The following is a 14,540-nucleotide window of genomic DNA, read 5'->3' as shown; positions in this document are numbered from 1 at the left end:
GCGCCCCGGTGCAAGTCAGGATCCGTCGCCGTTGACGCCGTCGGCCGGCTCGGCCGGGTCCTTCGGCTCGGCCGCCTTGCCCTTGGCGCCCGCCTTGCCCTTGGCGTCCGCCGTGTTCGCCGCGCCCGCCTTGTCGGCCGCGTCCTCCTCGGAGGCCGCGGAGACGGTCGGCTTGTCGGTGGCCGGGCTCGGCGGGGCGGCGTCGACGTCGCCCAGCTCCTTCTCCGGCACGTCCTGGCCGCCCTCGAGCAGCGTGGTCAGCGCCGCACCGGCGATCCGGCGGAAAGCGCGGCCCTTACGGCGCCGGTCGAGCACCGCCACCTCGAGCTGCTTCACGGTCAGCTGACGGGTGGCGCCGTTCTCGCCGCCCACACTGCCCAGCGCCTCGGCCGCCAGAGCCAGCGCGGCCGGCAGGTCGGCCGCGGTGTCGTGCCGCTCACGCAGCACGTTCGAGATCGCCTCGGCCTGCCCGCCCATCGCCATGAAGCCGGGCTCGTCCATCACCGAACCGTCGTAGGTGATCCGGTAGAGCTCGTCGGTCTCGGGCGAGGAGCCGACCTGCGCGACGCAGATCTCCACCTCGTACGGCTTCTGGGTCTCGGTGAAGATGGCGCCCAGCGTCTGCGTGTACGCGTTCGCGAGGCCGCGCCCGGTCACGTCGCGCCGGTCGTAGCTGTAGCCGTTGAGGTCGGCCATCCGCACGCCGGCCCGGCGCAGGTTCTCGAACTCGTTGTACCGGCCGACCGCGGCGAAGCCGATCTTGTCGTAGATCTCGGAGATCTTGCGGAGCGTGGTGATGTTCTCGGCGACCAGCAGGATGCCGCCCTCGTACGTCAGCACCACGGCGGAGCGGCCGCGGGCGATGCCCTTACGGGCGTACTCCGAGCGGTCACGCTGGACCTGCTCGGGTGATGCGTAGAACTGCATGGCCACGGGTGGCTACTCCCTCATGAAGTCGACTGCGGGCTCTTGTCGGCGGGCGTCTAGCCGCCCGGGTTCTCCATGCGGCCGGAGACCACCTGCTCGGCCACCGCGGTGATCTCCTGCTCGGACAGACGGTGGGTGCCGTTGGCCGTCGCGCTCATCACCACCGGGAAGATCTTGCGGGTCAGGTCGGGCCCGCCCGTCGCCGTGTCGTCGTCGGCCGCGTCGTACAGCGCCTCGACGGCCAGCCGCACCGCGTCGTCGGTGCTGATGCCGGGCCGGTACTTCTTCTTCAGCGCCGACTTCGCGAACAGCGACCCGGAACCGATCGAGTCGTAGCCGGTCTCCTCGTAGAGCCCGCCGGCCACGTCGAAACTGAAGATGCGCCCCACCCGGGCCGGGTCGGACGGCGTCAGATCGAAGCCCGCGAACAACGGCACCACCGCGAGGCCCTGCATGGCCGCGCCGAGGTTGCCGCGCACCATGCCGGCGAGCCGGTTCGCCTTGCCGTCGAGCGAGAGCATGGTGCCCTCGATCTTCTCGTAGTGCTCCAGCTCCACCTGGAACAGCCGCATCAGCTCGATGCCGATGCCGGCCGTGCCGGCGATGCCGATCAGCGAGTACGAGTCGGCGGGGTGCACCTTCTCGATGTCGCGGCTCGCGATGAGATTGCCCATGGTCGCCCGCCGGTCGCCGCCCATGACCACGCCCTCGGCGGTGGCGATGGCCACGATCGTCGTCCCGTGCGGCGCGATGTCAGCGGCCATTCCCGGCGGCAGGGGCCGGCGCCCCGGCAACATCTCGGGCGCCGCCTGGGTCAGGAACTGCGTGAAGGACGACGTCCCCGAGTTTTGGAAGAACGCTGGTAGACGCCCGGATGGATCAAAGTCCATTGCCACGTGGTTCCTTTCAGATACGTGATCGCCTCGGCGAGGAACACAGGGTTGTCCCGGAACTGCCCGAGCCCGCCGTTGCAGTTGAAGCACAATATCCCGCGCACCCACCCAGTGCGATGATCGTGATCGACGTGTTGAGGGTCAGGAGCGCCACAGATCGCACACACCCCACCCTGCTCCGCCAGAAGCTCTCGGGCGTCCGCTTCGGTGATGCCATATCGATGCCGCAGGTGATACTCGCGCGTCCCGCCGTAGAGCCGCTCTTTCGACTCTCGACCACGAGCGTTGTGGCACGGCTTGCAGTAGCGGCCATGCCCTCCGCTGTCGTTACGGCTGCGGGGAAACTCCAGCAGTGGCTTCGTCTCCCCGCAGTCCGGGCAATAGCGGTGCCCTTCGGGCACCACACGCCGAGCCTGGACGTCCCGACCCGCCTGTTCGCGAAGCCGCTTGGCATAGCTCGCCTTGGACCGCACGTTGAAGCAATCCTTGCAATAACTGCCGCGGCCGGACGGCCGCTTGCTGCTCGCGCAAAAGAGATCGAGCGGCTTCCACTCGCCGCAATCGCGACAGCGTCGCCGCCCGTCCTCGTCATCATTCGGGAGAGGCATGTCCGTTTTGCCCGCCTATGCCCTATTCGCCCCCTTTTTGCACGTAGCCACGGACGAACTCTTCTGCGTTCTCCTCCAAAACGGAGTCGATTTCGTCGAGGAGGTCGTCTACGTCTTCGGTGATTTCGGCGTGCCGCTCGGCTACCTCCGGGTTGGCCTCAGTGGTGACGTCCTCAACCTCTGAGTCCTGCCGGCCCTTGCCGGACTGCGACTGACCGCCGGTGTCTCGAGTTGCCATGGGGTACCACCTTTCTAGCCACCCGAAGCCCGCGACATCGGGTGGCTAAAACCTACCTCGCCGTTGTGACAAAAAACCGCCCGCGGCCGCTGGTGTTTCTCAGCGGCTGGTGATGACTTCCAGGAGGTCCTTCGCGCTCTCGCACTTGTCGAACAGCGCGCCCACGTGCTTCTTCGTCCCGCGCTCGGGCTCCATCATCGGCACGCGCACCAGCGACTCGCGCCCGACGTCGAAGATGACCGAGTCCCAGCTCGCCGCGACCACTTCGGACGCGTACTGGGCCAGGCAGCGGCCGCGGAAGTACGCCCGTGTGTCCTCCGGCGGCTCGGACATGGCCAGCTGCACGTCGGCCGGGTCGAGCAGCGTCTTCATCGAGCCGCGCGCGACCAGGCGGTGGTAGAGGCCCTTCTCGGGGCGCACGTCGGAGTACTGGAGGTCGACCAGCTGGAGTTTCGGCGACGACCAGTTCAGCTCCTCGCGCTCGCGGTAGCCCTCGAGCAGCCGCAGCTTGGCCACCCAGTCGAGGGTGTCGGCGCACTCGAACGGGTCGCGGCCGAGCTTGTCGAGGATGTCCTCCCAGCGGTCGAGCACGTCGAGGGTCTGCTCGTCGGCGTCGTCGCCCTCGCGCTCCTCGACGAACGCGCGGGCCCGCTCGTAGTACGCCCACTGCAGGTCGAGCGCCGTGAGGCGGCGGCCGTCGCGCAGCCGCATGAGGTGTTTGAGCGACGGGTCGTGGCTGACCGACTTGAGCTCGCTGACCGGGTCGGCGATGCCGAGGTCGCCGCTGAAGACCTTTTCCTCGATCATGTTGAGGACCAGCGACGTGGTGCCGACCTTGAGGTAGGTGGCGATCTCGGACAGGTTGGCGTCGCCGATGATGACGTGCAGGCGCCGGTATTTGTCGGCGTCGGCGTGCGGTTCGTCGCGGGTGTTGATGATCGGCCGCTTCAGGGTGGTCTCGAGTCCGACCTCGACCTCGAAGAAGTCGGCGCGTGAGGAGATCTGGAAGCCGGAGCCGGAGCCGTCCTGGCCGAGCCCGACGCGGCCGACGCCGGTGAAGATCTGCCGGGTGACGAAGAACGGCGTCAGGTGGGCGACGATGTCGGCGAACGGCGTCTGCCGGCGCATGAGGTAGTTCTCGTGCGAGCCGTACGAGGCGCCTTTGTTGTCGGTGTTGTTCTTGTAGAGCTGGATACGGTGGGTGCCGGGGATGGTGGCCGCCCGCCGTGACGCCTCGGCCATGACGCGCTCGCCGGCCTTGTCCCACTTGACGACGTCGAGCGGGGTGGTGCACTCGGGCGTGCTGTACTCGGGGTGCGCGTGGTCGACGTAGAGCCGGGCGCCGTTGGTCAGTATCACGTTGGCCAGGCCGAGGTCTTCGTCGGCGAGGGCGTCCGCGGGGTCGTAGGCGGCTCCGGAGTAGGTGAATCCGCGTGCGTCGCGCAACGGCGACTCTTCCTCGTAGTCCCACCGGGCCCGGCCGCCGCGGTTCAACTCGGGTCGTGCGCCGTAGGCATTGACCACCTGTGATGAGGTGACCATGGGGTTGGCGCCGGGCTGCCCCGGGACGGAGATGCCGTACTCGACCTCGGTGCCCATAATCCGTCGAACGCTCATGCGACCACCCCGCCCGCCGTGCTGCCCCTGCTGCTCATGTACCGAGCCTAGACGCTCTGGCGCTGGTTCTCGCCCCGGCCCGTGCCCGGTAAAGCACGCTCGGTGGCCGTTATCGGCCTCCCCGAGCCGCCCCCGGAGATCTTGCGGGCCAGGGCTTGGGCCGGAAGTTCCACCATTCGGTACGACAGCCACGCCAGCCCTATCGCCGAGGTGAGGTACGTAATCCCTGCGAGCAGCCGTACGGGCACGGGCTGCGTCCCGAGTTCCGGGACGAGGCGGAGCATAAGGAAGAGCAGCACGACGTGCAGCAGATACAGCGAGTAGCTGATCTGTCCGAGCCACGGCAAAACGAGAGGCATGGTCCGGTTTCGCATGGCGTATGCGAAAAGGACCGTGGCGATCAGGGCGGCCGTGGTGGCGTACGTCCTCTGAGAACCGAGGAGTCCGAGAGTGACCATCGTCAGGGCGGTGAGGCCGGCGAAGCGGCCGATCTGCCCGTGCTGCCACCGGTAGACGACGGTGCCCGCGAACATCACCGCCAGGAACGTCAGGGCTTGCGGTGAGGAGGCGACGGTGCTGCCGGCGTTGGGATGCCCGTTGAGCGCCGGAACAAACACGACGGCCAGGCCGAGCACGCCGGCGGCCTTGAGGCAGCGCTGCTTCAGACAAGCAAGAACAACCAAAACCAGAATCAGCAGGAGTACGCCTGCGAGTGCGCGCCGGTGCGCGAAGGAACCGCCCAACAGGTCGTCGGGCAGGTGCGGCCCGGCCAGCAGCGCGACCAGGGCCAGCCCGCCCGCCCACCAGGCGCTGAGCCGGTGCAGCCGCCAGGCGTGGAGCCCGGTGACGATCAGGTAGAACACCATCTCGTACGACAGGGTCCAGAAGACCCGGACCACACCGCGCACCCCGGCCAGGTCGGGGGTCATGCTCGCGTGGGCGAGGACGCCGGTGACCGTCTCGGTGCGCAGGGAGCCCGGCCAGTGCATGAGGCCCGCCGTGACCAGCAGGGTGACCAGGGCGATGGTGACCAGATAGGCCGGGTAGATCCGCAGCAGGCGGCCGGTCCAGAACCGGCGCAGCGAGCCGTGGCGTTCCAGCGACATCGGGATGACGTACCCGCTGACCAGGAAGAACAGCAGTACCGCGTACTTACCCAGGTCGATCTGCCGGTAGATCGCCATGTGGCGCTCGACGCCGATGATCTGCGGGCTGAGGTGAAAGAGGACGACCGTCAGCGCGGCGTAGCCCCGGAGCGCGTCCAGCCACGCCATGCGTCTCATGGTGGGTAGAACGAGAACGCGGGCCGGGGGAAACCCCCGGCCCGCGCCCGATAACCGTCGTTACAGGTACTGACCGGTGTTGCTGGCCGTCTCGATGGAGCGGCCGGCCTCGGCGCCCTTGCCGCCGGAGACGAGCGTGCGGATGTAGACGATCCGCTCGCCCTTCTTGCCGGAGATGCGGGCCCAGTCGTCGGGGTTGGTCGTGTTGGGCAGGTCCTCGTTCTCGCGGAACTCGTCGACGCAGGAGTCGAGCAGGTGCTGCAGGCGCAGCCCCTTCTTGCCGGAGGTGAGGAACTCCTTGATGGCCATCTTCTTGCCACGGTCCACGATGTTCTGGATCATCGCGCCGGAGTTGAAGTCCTTGAAGTACAGGACCTCCTTGTCACCGTTGGCGTAGGTGACCTCCAGGAAGCGGTTCTCCTCGGACTCCGTGTACATCCGCATGACCACGGCGTCGATCATCGCGGCCACCGTGACGTCGGCGTCGTTGCCGTGCTCGGCCAGGTCGTCCGTGCTCAGCGGAAGGCCGGACAGGATGTACTTGCCGAAGATGTCCTTGGCCGCCTCGGCGTCCGGGCGCTCGATCTTGATCTTCACGTCGAGCCGGCCCGGCCGCAGGATGGCCGGGTCGATCATGTCCTCGCGGTTGGAGGCGCCGATCACGATCACGTTCTCCAGGCCCTCGACGCCATCGATCTCGCTGAGGAGCTGAGGAACGATCGTGTTCTCCACGTCGCTGGAGACACCGGAGCCACGGGTCCGGAAGATCGAGTCCATCTCGTCGAAGAACACGATCACCGGGGTGCCCTCGCCGGCCTTTTCACGGGCCCGCTGGAAGACCAGGCGGATGTGCCGCTCGGTCTCACCGACGTACTTGTTCAGCAGCTCCGGGCCCTTGATGTTGAGGAAGTAGCTGGTGTGCTTCTCCTCGCCCCGGCGCTCGGCGATCTTCTTGGCCAGCGAGTTGGCCACCGCCTTGGCGATCAGGGTCTTGCCACAGCCGGGCGGGCCGTAGAGCAGGATGCCCTTCGGCGGGCGCAGCTGGTGCTCCCGGAACAGGTCGGCGTGCAGGAACGGCAGCTCCACCGCGTCGCGGATCTGCTCGATCTGCGAGTGCAGACCGCCGATGTCGGTGTAGTCGACGTCGGGGACCTCCTCGAGGACGAGCTCCTCGACCTCGCTCTTGGGGATCCGCTCGTAGGCGTACGCCGAACGCGGCTCGATCATCAGCGAGTCGCCCGCGCGGAGCTTGCTGATCTCGAGCGAGTCGGCCAGGGAGACGATGCGCTCCTCGTCGGCGTGCGAGACGACCAGAGCACGGTCGCCGCGCTCCCCGTCGGGGCCCGCGAGGACCTCCTTGAGGGTGACGACCTCGCCGGTGCGCTCGAAGCCGAAGGCGTCGACCACGTTGAGGGCGTCGTTGAGCAGGACTTCCTGGCCCTTTTGGAGGTCTTCGACCGTCAGGGACGGCGAGACCGCCACACGGAGCTTGCGGCCGCCGGTGAAGACATCGACGGTGCCGTCCTCGTGCAGTTCCAGGAATACGCCGTAGCCGCTGGGCGGCTGGGCGAGCCGGTCAATCTCTTCCTTGAGAGTGACGATCTGGGCCCGGGCTTCCTTCAAGGTCGCCACGAGCCGGTCGTTGTTCTCGGTCACTCGGGCCAGCTGCGCCTGCGTCGCCGCAAGCCGTTCCTCGAGCTGCCGGACGTGTCGTGGGCTTTCGGTCAACTTCCGCCTGACAAGGGCGAGTTCCTCCTGCAGGAACGCGACCTGGCTGGAGAGATCGTTGGCCTCTTTTTCCCAACGTGCGGCGCGGTTGTCCGCCTCGTCGCTGCGTGCCACGTCCCACCTCCCCGGGGGCTCGAACGTCTTGGGTTAACACTAGCCGCTGCGGGCCGGATTTCGACCCATGCAACACCCTCGTCACCGAGTCTTGATCCATTCGGCTGGTCCTCGCAAGTGACTTGTCGGAGGGTTCCGGTACGGTCGGCGAGGGGCTATTCGCGGGAGGTACGGGTGTCGGCACAGACCGGTAACGACGAGCTGCAGGTCTGGGTCGATCAGGACCTGTGCACCGGTGACGGGCTCTGCGTGCAGTACGCGCCGGAGGTCTTCGAGCTCGACATCGACGGACTCGCCTACGTCAAGGACACCGCCGGTGAGCTGCTGCAATCCCCCGGTGAGCGCACGGCCGTGCCGTCCCGGCTGCTGCTCGAGGTGATCGACTCGGCCAAGGAGTGTCCCGGCGACTGCATCCACGTCGTGCGGCGCGCCGACGACGTCGAGATCGCCGGCCCCGACGCCGCCTGAGACTCTTTACGTACGGCCGTTTTCCGCTCCCCGACGGCCCGGGGGTTCAGTCGTGAATTCGCGGAAAAAGTCACACGCCGGAAACCGAAGTTTAGAGTGTCGGCCGTCCCACCAGAGAGGCGACGACGCGCGAAAACTCCTCAAGTCGGGCGATTTGTCCGGGTCCGCCGTCGTCGAGCGTCTTGCCGAAGCGCAGCGCGTCGTGCCGGATCGTCTGCCGGGACTCGCCCTCGTCCATGCCGGGCGGCGGCACCGCGTCGTCGACCGAGCTCAACAGCAGGTAGACGTCGATGCTGTCGACCCGGGCCTGCCCGTTGGACGTGCGGGTGAGCCGCCGCCGGCAGCCCACCTCGGTGACCGTGGACAGCGGCACCACCCGCAGCGACGAGGTCATCGAGCCGACCGGGCCATCACCGGGCGCCACATCCTCACCGTGCCACAGCACCAGGCGGCTGCCGTCACAGATGACGACCTCCTGCCAGACGCCGTTCACCTCGTTGACGAAGCGCTCCAGGGTGAAGCAGAGCACCGAGGCGCCGCGCAGGACCCCGAAGAGCGCGTCGAGCGCCACCTCGGGGTCGCGCAGATAGGCCCGGGCGGCCGAGTCGAGGTCCTGGTAGGGCGACCAGTCGGGGAAGACAGCCGGCATCTCGTTGCTGCCGCCGAACGGCGGAGAACTCATAGCGCCCACCCGATCCTCCCCGGTAATTCGTGCCGCTTGGAAGCTACCCGAACCCGGTGGGTGCCGTCACATCTCCGGGGCCTCTTCGGGGCTCTCGTCGTCCGAGCGAGTGTCATCGATCTCGGCCACGGCCGCGGCGGCCAGCGCGGCCTGGGCGGCGCGGCGCAGCGCGTACGCCTCGGCGCCCTTGCTCGGCTTGCGCCGGCGCGGCGGGGCGGTGACACCCGGGGCGAGCTTGCGCGCCGAGACCAGGAACGCGGTGTGCGCGATCATCCGGTGGTCGGGGCGCACGGCCAGGCCCTCGGCGTGCCAGTCGCGCACCAGCGACTCCCAGGCCCGCGGCTCGGTCCAGCCGCCGCGCTCGCGCAGCGCCTCCACCAACTCGGACATCTGCGGCGTGGTCGCCACATAGCCGATGAAAACTCCGCCCGGGATGAGCGAGCGCTCGACCATGTCGAGCGCCTCCCACGGGGTCAGCATGTCCAGGATTATCCGGTCGAAACCGGTCTCGGTGTTGGTCGCCACGTCGCCGTGGTGCACGTGCCAGGCCGGGTGGGGGCCGCCCAGGAAGGCCTCGACATTTTTGCGGGCGATCGCGGCGAAGTCCTCGCGCAGCTCGTACGAGTGGAGCTCGCCCCCGGTGCCGATGGCGCGCAGCAGCGACATCGACAGGGCGCCCGAGCCGACGCCGGCCTCGAGCACCTTGGCCCCGGGGAAGACGTCGCCCATGGCCACGATCTGGGCCGCATCCTTGGGATAGATGACCTGGGCGCCGCGCGGCATCGACAGCACATAGTCGCTGAGGAGCGGGCGGAGCGCGAGATAGGCCGTACCACCGGACGAAGTCACCACGCTGCCGTCCGGCAGCCCGATCAGGGCGTCGTGGGCGAGCGCGCCCCGGTGCGTGTGGAACTCCTTGCCCGGTTGCAGCACGATCGTGTGCATCCGGTTCTTCGGGTCCGTGAGCTGGACGCGATCGCCCTCCCGGAACGGCCCGCGGTGGGCGGGCAGCGAGTCGGTGTCGACGGCGGCAGGCGTAAGGGTCACAGCTTCGTTCACTTCCGTTGCTTGATAGGTCGTCGGGGTTCCAGCACCTGGGCGACGTCGCCGACGCGGAGCACCCCGACGACATCGTCGCCGGAGATGACCACGTACTGCGCGGCGGGATGCGCCTGGAGGGCGCGCACCACCTGCTCGCCGCTGAGGTCCAGCGGCAGCGCGGGCACCGCGTCACGCGAGCGCGACACGCTGTCCACCGCCACCCACGGGCGGCGATCCACGGGAACCCGCTCGGCGGCGACCGGGTCGACCAGTGCGGTGAGATTACCGGCCGAGTCCGAGACGGCCAGCACCACGTTCGGCCGCGGGTCCTCCGAACGGCGCCGCTGCGCCTCGCCGAGGGGGGTGCCGGCGGGCACGGTGAGCAGCGGGCGGGCCAGCTCGCGCAGCTTCACCAGCGGGAAGCGCCGGGTCATCCGGGCCAGCCGGATCGACTGGCCGGCGCCCTGCCACAGCGTGAAGACGACGAGCAGGACGAAGAGCATGCCGAACAGGGTCAGCGTGCCCAGCTGGTAGAACCACAGGGCGACCATGGCGGTGCCGAAGGCCAGGACCCGCCCGGCCCAGCCGGCGGCCTCGGTGGCCCGGTTCCGGTCCTTGATCAGCGCCCACAGCCCCGCCCGCAGCGCCCGGCCGCCGTCGAGCGGCAATCCGGGCAGCACGTTGAACAGCGCGACCAGGATGTTGCTGGCGGCGAGCTGAAAGGCGATCTGACCCGCTGTCGTACGGTCCGGGAGCGCCACCGTGGCCGCGGTGGCCAGCCCGCCGAGCACCAGGGACACGGCCGGCCCAGCCAGGCTGACCAGGGCGTCGATCCGCGGGGTGGGCGCGTCGCGGTCCATCTCGGTCCAGCCGCCGAGCAGCTCGAGCGTGATGCCGCGCACCCCGATGCCGAAGCGTCGGGCGGTCAGCGCGTGACCCAGCTCGTGCAGCAGCACGGAGCCGAGCAGGCAGATCACAAAACCGAAGCCGACCAGGTACGCCACCGGGCCGGGCAGGGCGAGGCCGTCGCGCACGTAGTTGCCGTACACATAGGTGACCAGCACGGCGAGCAGGATCATCGATCCGTTCACGAAGACCGGGATGCCCAGGACGTGCCCCACCGGCCGGGCGCCGCGGCGGTTCCTGGGTGTCGTCCTGCTCTCGTCCACGCCGTCGATGCTACGGAGTCGGTTTTCGTCGTACCCCTGCCCTAGCCTCTTGGACATGACAGCACCCACGGTCTCCCCACCCCCGCCCGGCTCCTCCCGCCGGGACTCCACCGACCGGCCGGCCGGGCCTTCGCTGTCGCCGTCGCGGGCGGCCGACTTCAAGACGTGCCCGCTGCTGTTCCGCTTCCGCACCATCGACAAGCTGCCCGAGCAGCCGTCGGCCGACCAGGTGCGGGGCACGCTGGTCCACGCGGTGCTGGAGAGCCTGTTCGACCTGCCCGCCGCCGAGCGCACCCCCGAGGCCGCGGCCGCCCTGGTCGAGCCGGCCTGGCAGCGGGTCCTGGCCGAGGAGCCCCGGGCGGCCGAGATCCTGAACGCGGCACCGCCCCGTGGCGTGACCGACCCCGCCGCCGTGGCCGCCGAGGCCGACGCCACCGGCTCCCCCGCCGCCTCCGGTGACCCCGCCGGCCTCGGCGCTCCTGTTTCGCCGATTCCCGGTCAGGCGGCGCTGGTCGAGGTGGCCGAGGCCGATGAGGCCGCCCGGCTGGCCCGTTTTCTCGACAGCGCCCGGGCCCTGCTGCCCGGCTACTTCGCGGTCGAGGACCCGCGCCGCCTCGAGCCGGCCCAGCGCGAGAGCCTGGTCTCCACGCTGATCGACGACGAGCTGCTGATCCGTGGATACATCGACCGCCTCGACATCTCCCCCGCCGGCGACCTGCGCGTGGTCGACTACAAGACCGGCGGCGCCCCGCGTGAGGCCTTCGAGGGCCGGGCCCTGTTCCAGCTGAAGTTCTACGCCCTGGTCCTGTGGCGCACCCAGGGCGTCGTCCCCCGCGTCCTGCGCCTGCTCTACCTCAAGGACGCCGAGGCCCTCGACTACAGCCCCGACGCCGAGGAGCTGGAGAGATTCGAGCGCACCCTGGTCGCCCTGTCCGCCGCCATCGAACGGGCCAAGCGCGACCAGGACTTCCGCCCCAAACCCAGCCGTCTCTGCGGCTGGTGCAACCACCAGGCGCTGTGCCCCGAGTTCGGCGGCACCCCACCGCCGTTCCCCGCCGCCCCCGACGTCCTCCAGATCGACACCACCCCCACCGACGACGACCGCCTGGCCTGACGGCCCATCATGACCACCCGCCAGTACGGGTCTCCACGCCTGATCCGGTCCCTCCCCGACGCCGCGTGGCTGCCCGCGGGCAGCACGGCCGAGGTGTGGGCCGGCGACAGGGCTTCGACATTCCTACGCTGTTCCTGGAGGGATTGTCGGCAATGGAGGGTGTGTCCCGCCTGACCCGGCAATACCTGCCCGCCGCGCAAAGGCGCCCCGAGGCCGGCGGCTCGTCGCGGGCGGCGGAGGCGCCCCAGGCCGCCACGTTCGGCGGCGGCGTGGAGACGCGGTGCGTCGGCTACGTCCGCAACATCGTCCCGGAGCCGGACGAGGGTTACCGGCTGCCCGTGCCGTTGGCGCATGTCCCGGTCTTCACGCCGCGCGATCCCGCCCTGGCCCCGGCCGAGGGCGCCGGCACGTGGATCGCCGCCGCGGAGGCCCCGGCGCTGCTGGCCGAACGGCACTGGTGGCCCATCGCCCAGGAAACCTTCGGCCTGCCGGGTGCAACCGCCGCCCGGTGAGTCAACGCTGTCGCTAGCCGGCGGGTGACAGGGCGCCCCCGGTGAAAGAGGGGGCGTCGCTCGGGAGGGGGTGACAGGGCGCCCCCGGTGAGGAGGGGCGTCGCTCGGGGGTGGGTGACCCAAGGCCGCCGGTCAATGGTGGACGCCGGCCGACGATGGCGCTACAGGCGGGTGACCGGGGACGCCGGGCCCGGGTGGACGTCGCCCGGGGTTACGGCGATCGCTTAGGGTGGCCGCCATGTACGCCGCTGTTGGCCTGGAGTGCCGGTGACCGCCCCGCGACCGCTGCGGATTCTGGTGGCCGATGCGGCGCCCATGCAGCGGTCGGGGCTCCGGATGGTTCTCACGGCGGCCCCGGCCGGCGGCGGCGCGGCCGAGATCGTGGTGGCGGGGGAAGCGGGGGACGGCGGCGAAGCGGTCGATCTCGCCCGGCGGCTGCTGCCCGATGTGCTGATCACCGATCTGGTGCTGCCGCGCGTCGACGGGCTCGGGGTCACCCGGGCCGTCACCGGGGCCGGGCTGCCCGTGCGGGTGCTGGTCATGGCGGCCGGCGACACCGACGACGACGTGCTCGCCGCCATCGCGGCCGGGGCGGCCGGTTTTCTGAGCAAGGACGTGCCGGGCGCGGAGCTGATCGCGGCCGTACGGGCCGTCGCCGCCGGCGGTGCCGTCATCACACCGTCGGTGCTGGCGCGGATCCTGGCTCGGGTCGCCGACGCTCTGCCGGCGCCCGAGACCACGACTGCCGGCAAGCTCGACGCGCTCACCGAACGGGAACGCGAGGTTCTCGTGCACGTCGCCCGCGGGCATTCCAACGCCGAGATCGCCGCCGCGCTGCGGGTCAGCGAGACCACGATCAAGACCCACGTCGGTCATGTCCTGACCAAGCTGCGCCTGCGCGACCGCACCCAGGCCGTCGTCCTCGCCTACGAGACGGGGCTGGTGAAGCCGGGCGCCTGACGCGCTGTCACGAATCGGGGGCCGGCCGGGTCTCCGTGACGAGACTAGGAGGCGCAGCATGGTCGCACCGGTGATCGTGGGTATCGACGGATCTGAGCAATCTCTGGCCGCAGTGCGGGTCGCGGCCCTTCAAGCGCGGCGCCGCGGGCTTCCGCTGCGGATCGTGCACGCCTTCATCTGGCCGTCCCTTCACGTGGGGGTCGGGCCGGTTGCCGACGACATGCCGGGGACGGGGCTCAGGCATCAGGCCGAGGATCTGCTCGCCGAAGCGGTCGCCGTAGCCGGCGACGTCGCCCCGGGCGTGCCGGTTGCCACGGCGCTGGTCGACGGGGCAGCCACGCCCGTACTCCTGCACGAGTCGCGGGGAGGGTCGCTTCTCGTGCTCGGGGATCGCGGGCTGGGCGGCGTCAGCGGGCTCATCATCGGGTCGGTGGCCGTGCACGCCAGCGCCCACGCGCACTGCCCGGTCCTCGTCGTCCGCGGTGACGACCATCCGGGCGGGCCCGTCGTGGTCGGTGTCGACGGGTCCGAGGGTTCGCGGCTGGCCGTCGCGGCGGCGTTCGAGCAGAGCGCCTTCCTCGGGGCCGATCTCGTCGCCGTGCTCGCCGGTGACGACAGCCCGGGGGCCCGGCTGCTGCTCAGCGAGGCGCTGGCCGGCTGGGGCGAGCGCTATCCCGACGTGACGGTGCGGACGGAGGCCGTACGGGAAAACGCTCGTCATGCTCTGATCGAAAGGTCGAAGACCGCTCGGCTCGTCGTCGTCGGCGCCCGGGGACGCGACACCTTCAAAGGTCTCGTGCTCGGCTCGGTCAGCCAGGCTCTCCTGCATCACGCGGCCTGCCCGGTCGAGGTCGTGCGCGCGGCCGCCGTGCTGCGGGAGAAGGGTGAGCCGGCGGACAACGTCGACGTGTTCATCGACCGGCCGGCCGAGGCGGTCTCCGGTCTCGTGCCGGACCGGCAGCTGATGGCCGAGCTGCTGGAGGATCTGCGGGCGGCCGGGGTCGACGTCTCCGGCGTGACCGTGCTGCACGGGCCCGAAGGGGTCCGGATCCTCGACAGTGACGGCAGCCGGCACGGATGGCATTCGCGGTTCGTCCGGTTCTTCCAGAACTGGGGGTACGACGACGCCATCCTCAACCTGTACGACGAGGGGCTGCGCAAGGGCGAGGTGGCCTTCATGATCCCG

At 69.9% G+C, this 14,540-nt stretch carries 14 protein-coding genes and 1 pseudogene; 5 read left to right on the top strand and 10 right to left on the bottom strand.

The annotated features are described in order from the left end of the window. Positions 1–15 precede the first annotated feature (15 nt). The 7 genes from prcA to arc form a co-directional block, all read right to left on the bottom strand. A complete protein-coding gene (gene prcA / locus ACFY36_RS43235) occupies positions 16–933 on the bottom strand; it encodes a proteasome subunit alpha (protein WP_499751740.1) in 918 nt (305 codons plus the stop codon). Positions 934–983: 50 nt separating this feature from the next. Continuing rightward, positions 984–1,823 carry a proteasome subunit beta gene (prcB, locus tag ACFY36_RS43230; protein ID WP_499751739.1) on the bottom strand — a complete coding sequence of 280 codons (840 nt, stop codon included), beginning with the start codon at positions 1,821–1,823 and terminating at the stop codon, positions 984–986. Next, positions 1,742–2,428: an endonuclease VII domain-containing protein gene (locus ACFY36_RS43225; RefSeq protein WP_499751738.1), complete on the bottom strand. Its 687-nt coding sequence runs from the start codon at positions 2,426–2,428 to the stop codon at positions 1,742–1,744. Before ACFY36_RS43225 ends, prcB begins: the two co-directional genes overlap by 82 nt. A 22-nt stretch (positions 2,429–2,450) precedes the next feature. Next, positions 2,451–2,666 (bottom strand): ubiquitin-like protein Pup, encoded by a 216-nt coding sequence (locus ACFY36_RS43220; protein WP_097321086.1) that lies wholly within the window; start codon positions 2,664–2,666, stop codon positions 2,451–2,453. 99 nt (positions 2,667–2,765) lie between these two features. Then, on the bottom strand, positions 2,766–4,283 hold the full coding sequence (gene dop, locus ACFY36_RS43215) for a depupylase/deamidase Dop (RefSeq protein WP_499751737.1): 1,518 nt from the start codon (positions 4,281–4,283) through the stop codon (positions 2,766–2,768). A gap of 47 nt (positions 4,284–4,330) precedes the next feature. Beyond that, positions 4,331–5,557 carry an acyltransferase family protein gene (locus tag ACFY36_RS43210; RefSeq protein ID WP_499751736.1) on the bottom strand — a complete coding sequence of 409 codons (1,227 nt, stop codon included), beginning with the start codon at positions 5,555–5,557 and terminating at the stop codon, positions 4,331–4,333. A 69-nt stretch (positions 5,558–5,626) separates the two neighbouring features. Beyond that, the gene (arc, locus tag ACFY36_RS43205; protein ID WP_499751735.1) at positions 5,627–7,408 is read right to left on the bottom strand and encodes a proteasome ATPase; all 1,782 of its coding nucleotides are present in this window, start codon (positions 7,406–7,408) and stop codon (positions 5,627–5,629) included. A 174-nt stretch (positions 7,409–7,582) separates the two neighbouring features. On the opposite strand from arc, the gene ACFY36_RS43200 reads away from it, so the two are divergent. Continuing rightward, the gene (locus tag ACFY36_RS43200; RefSeq protein WP_499751734.1) at positions 7,583–7,876 is read left to right on the top strand and encodes a ferredoxin; all 294 of its coding nucleotides are present in this window, start codon (positions 7,583–7,585) and stop codon (positions 7,874–7,876) included. 91 nt (positions 7,877–7,967) lie between these two features. On the opposite strand, the gene ACFY36_RS43195 is transcribed toward ACFY36_RS43200, so the two are convergent. From ACFY36_RS43195 to ACFY36_RS43185, 3 genes are all read right to left on the bottom strand, one after another. After that, on the bottom strand, positions 7,968–8,558 hold the full coding sequence (locus tag ACFY36_RS43195; protein WP_360254539.1) for a hypothetical protein: 591 nt from the start codon (positions 8,556–8,558) through the stop codon (positions 7,968–7,970). Between the two features lie 66 nt (positions 8,559–8,624). After that, positions 8,625–9,617, bottom strand: a complete 993-nt coding sequence (locus ACFY36_RS43190; RefSeq protein ID WP_499751733.1) for a tRNA (adenine-N1)-methyltransferase — start codon at positions 9,615–9,617, stop codon at positions 8,625–8,627. Beyond that, entirely contained in the window at positions 9,614–10,768 is a 1,155-nt protein-coding gene (locus tag ACFY36_RS43185) for a site-2 protease family protein (protein ID WP_499751732.1), read from the bottom strand. The genes ACFY36_RS43190 and ACFY36_RS43185 overlap by 4 nt, the downstream gene beginning before the upstream one ends. Before the next feature lie 55 nt (positions 10,769–10,823). On the opposite strand from ACFY36_RS43185, the gene ACFY36_RS43180 reads away from it, so the two are divergent. The 4 genes and pseudogenes from ACFY36_RS43180 to ACFY36_RS43165 form a co-directional block, all read left to right on the top strand. Beyond that, positions 10,824–11,882: a RecB family exonuclease gene (locus ACFY36_RS43180; RefSeq protein WP_499751731.1), complete on the top strand. Its 1,059-nt coding sequence runs from the start codon at positions 10,824–10,826 to the stop codon at positions 11,880–11,882. A 152-nt stretch (positions 11,883–12,034) separates the two neighbouring features. Then, on the top strand, positions 12,035–12,394 hold the full coding sequence (locus ACFY36_RS43175; protein ID WP_499751730.1) for a hypothetical protein: 360 nt from the start codon (positions 12,035–12,037) through the stop codon (positions 12,392–12,394). 267 nt (positions 12,395–12,661) lie between these two features. Continuing rightward, a complete protein-coding gene (locus tag ACFY36_RS43170) occupies positions 12,662–13,354 on the top strand; it encodes a LuxR C-terminal-related transcriptional regulator (RefSeq protein WP_499751729.1) in 693 nt (230 codons plus the stop codon). Positions 13,355–13,412: 58 nt separating this feature from the next. Continuing rightward, positions 13,413–14,213: pseudogene (locus tag ACFY36_RS43165) on the top strand (universal stress protein); the annotation flags it as partial. Positions 14,214–14,540: the final 327 nt, after the last annotated feature.

Source organism: Actinoplanes sp. NPDC000266 (assembly GCF_042899005.1).
Lineage (GTDB): Bacteria > Actinomycetota > Actinomycetes > Mycobacteriales > Micromonosporaceae > Actinoplanes.
The sequence above is the reverse complement of the archived record's forward strand: the minus strand, read 5'-3'. Positions and strand labels throughout refer to the sequence as shown.

What these genes read in the sequence shown, in the direction of transcription:
- ACFY36_RS43180 (WP_499751731.1), top strand. Translation starts at nt 10,824, where the DNA reads ATGACAGCACCCACGGTCTCCCCACCCCCGCCCGGCTCCTCCCGCCGG.
- ACFY36_RS43225 (WP_499751738.1), bottom strand. Translation starts at nt 2,428, where the DNA reads ATGCCTCTCCCGAATGATGACGAGGACGGGCGGCGACGCTGTCGCGAT.
- dop (WP_499751737.1), bottom strand. Translation starts at nt 4,283, where the DNA reads ATGAGCGTTCGACGGATTATGGGCACCGAGGTCGAGTACGGCATCTCC.
- ACFY36_RS43175 (WP_499751730.1), top strand. Translation starts at nt 12,035, where the DNA reads ATGGAGGGTGTGTCCCGCCTGACCCGGCAATACCTGCCCGCCGCGCAA.
- ACFY36_RS43210 (WP_499751736.1), bottom strand. Translation starts at nt 5,557, where the DNA reads ATGGCGTGGCTGGACGCGCTCCGGGGCTACGCCGCGCTGACGGTCGTC.
- ACFY36_RS43220 (WP_097321086.1), bottom strand. Translation starts at nt 2,666, where the DNA reads ATGGCAACTCGAGACACCGGCGGTCAGTCGCAGTCCGGCAAGGGCCGG.
- ACFY36_RS43195 (WP_360254539.1), bottom strand. Translation starts at nt 8,558, where the DNA reads ATGAGTTCTCCGCCGTTCGGCGGCAGCAACGAGATGCCGGCTGTCTTC.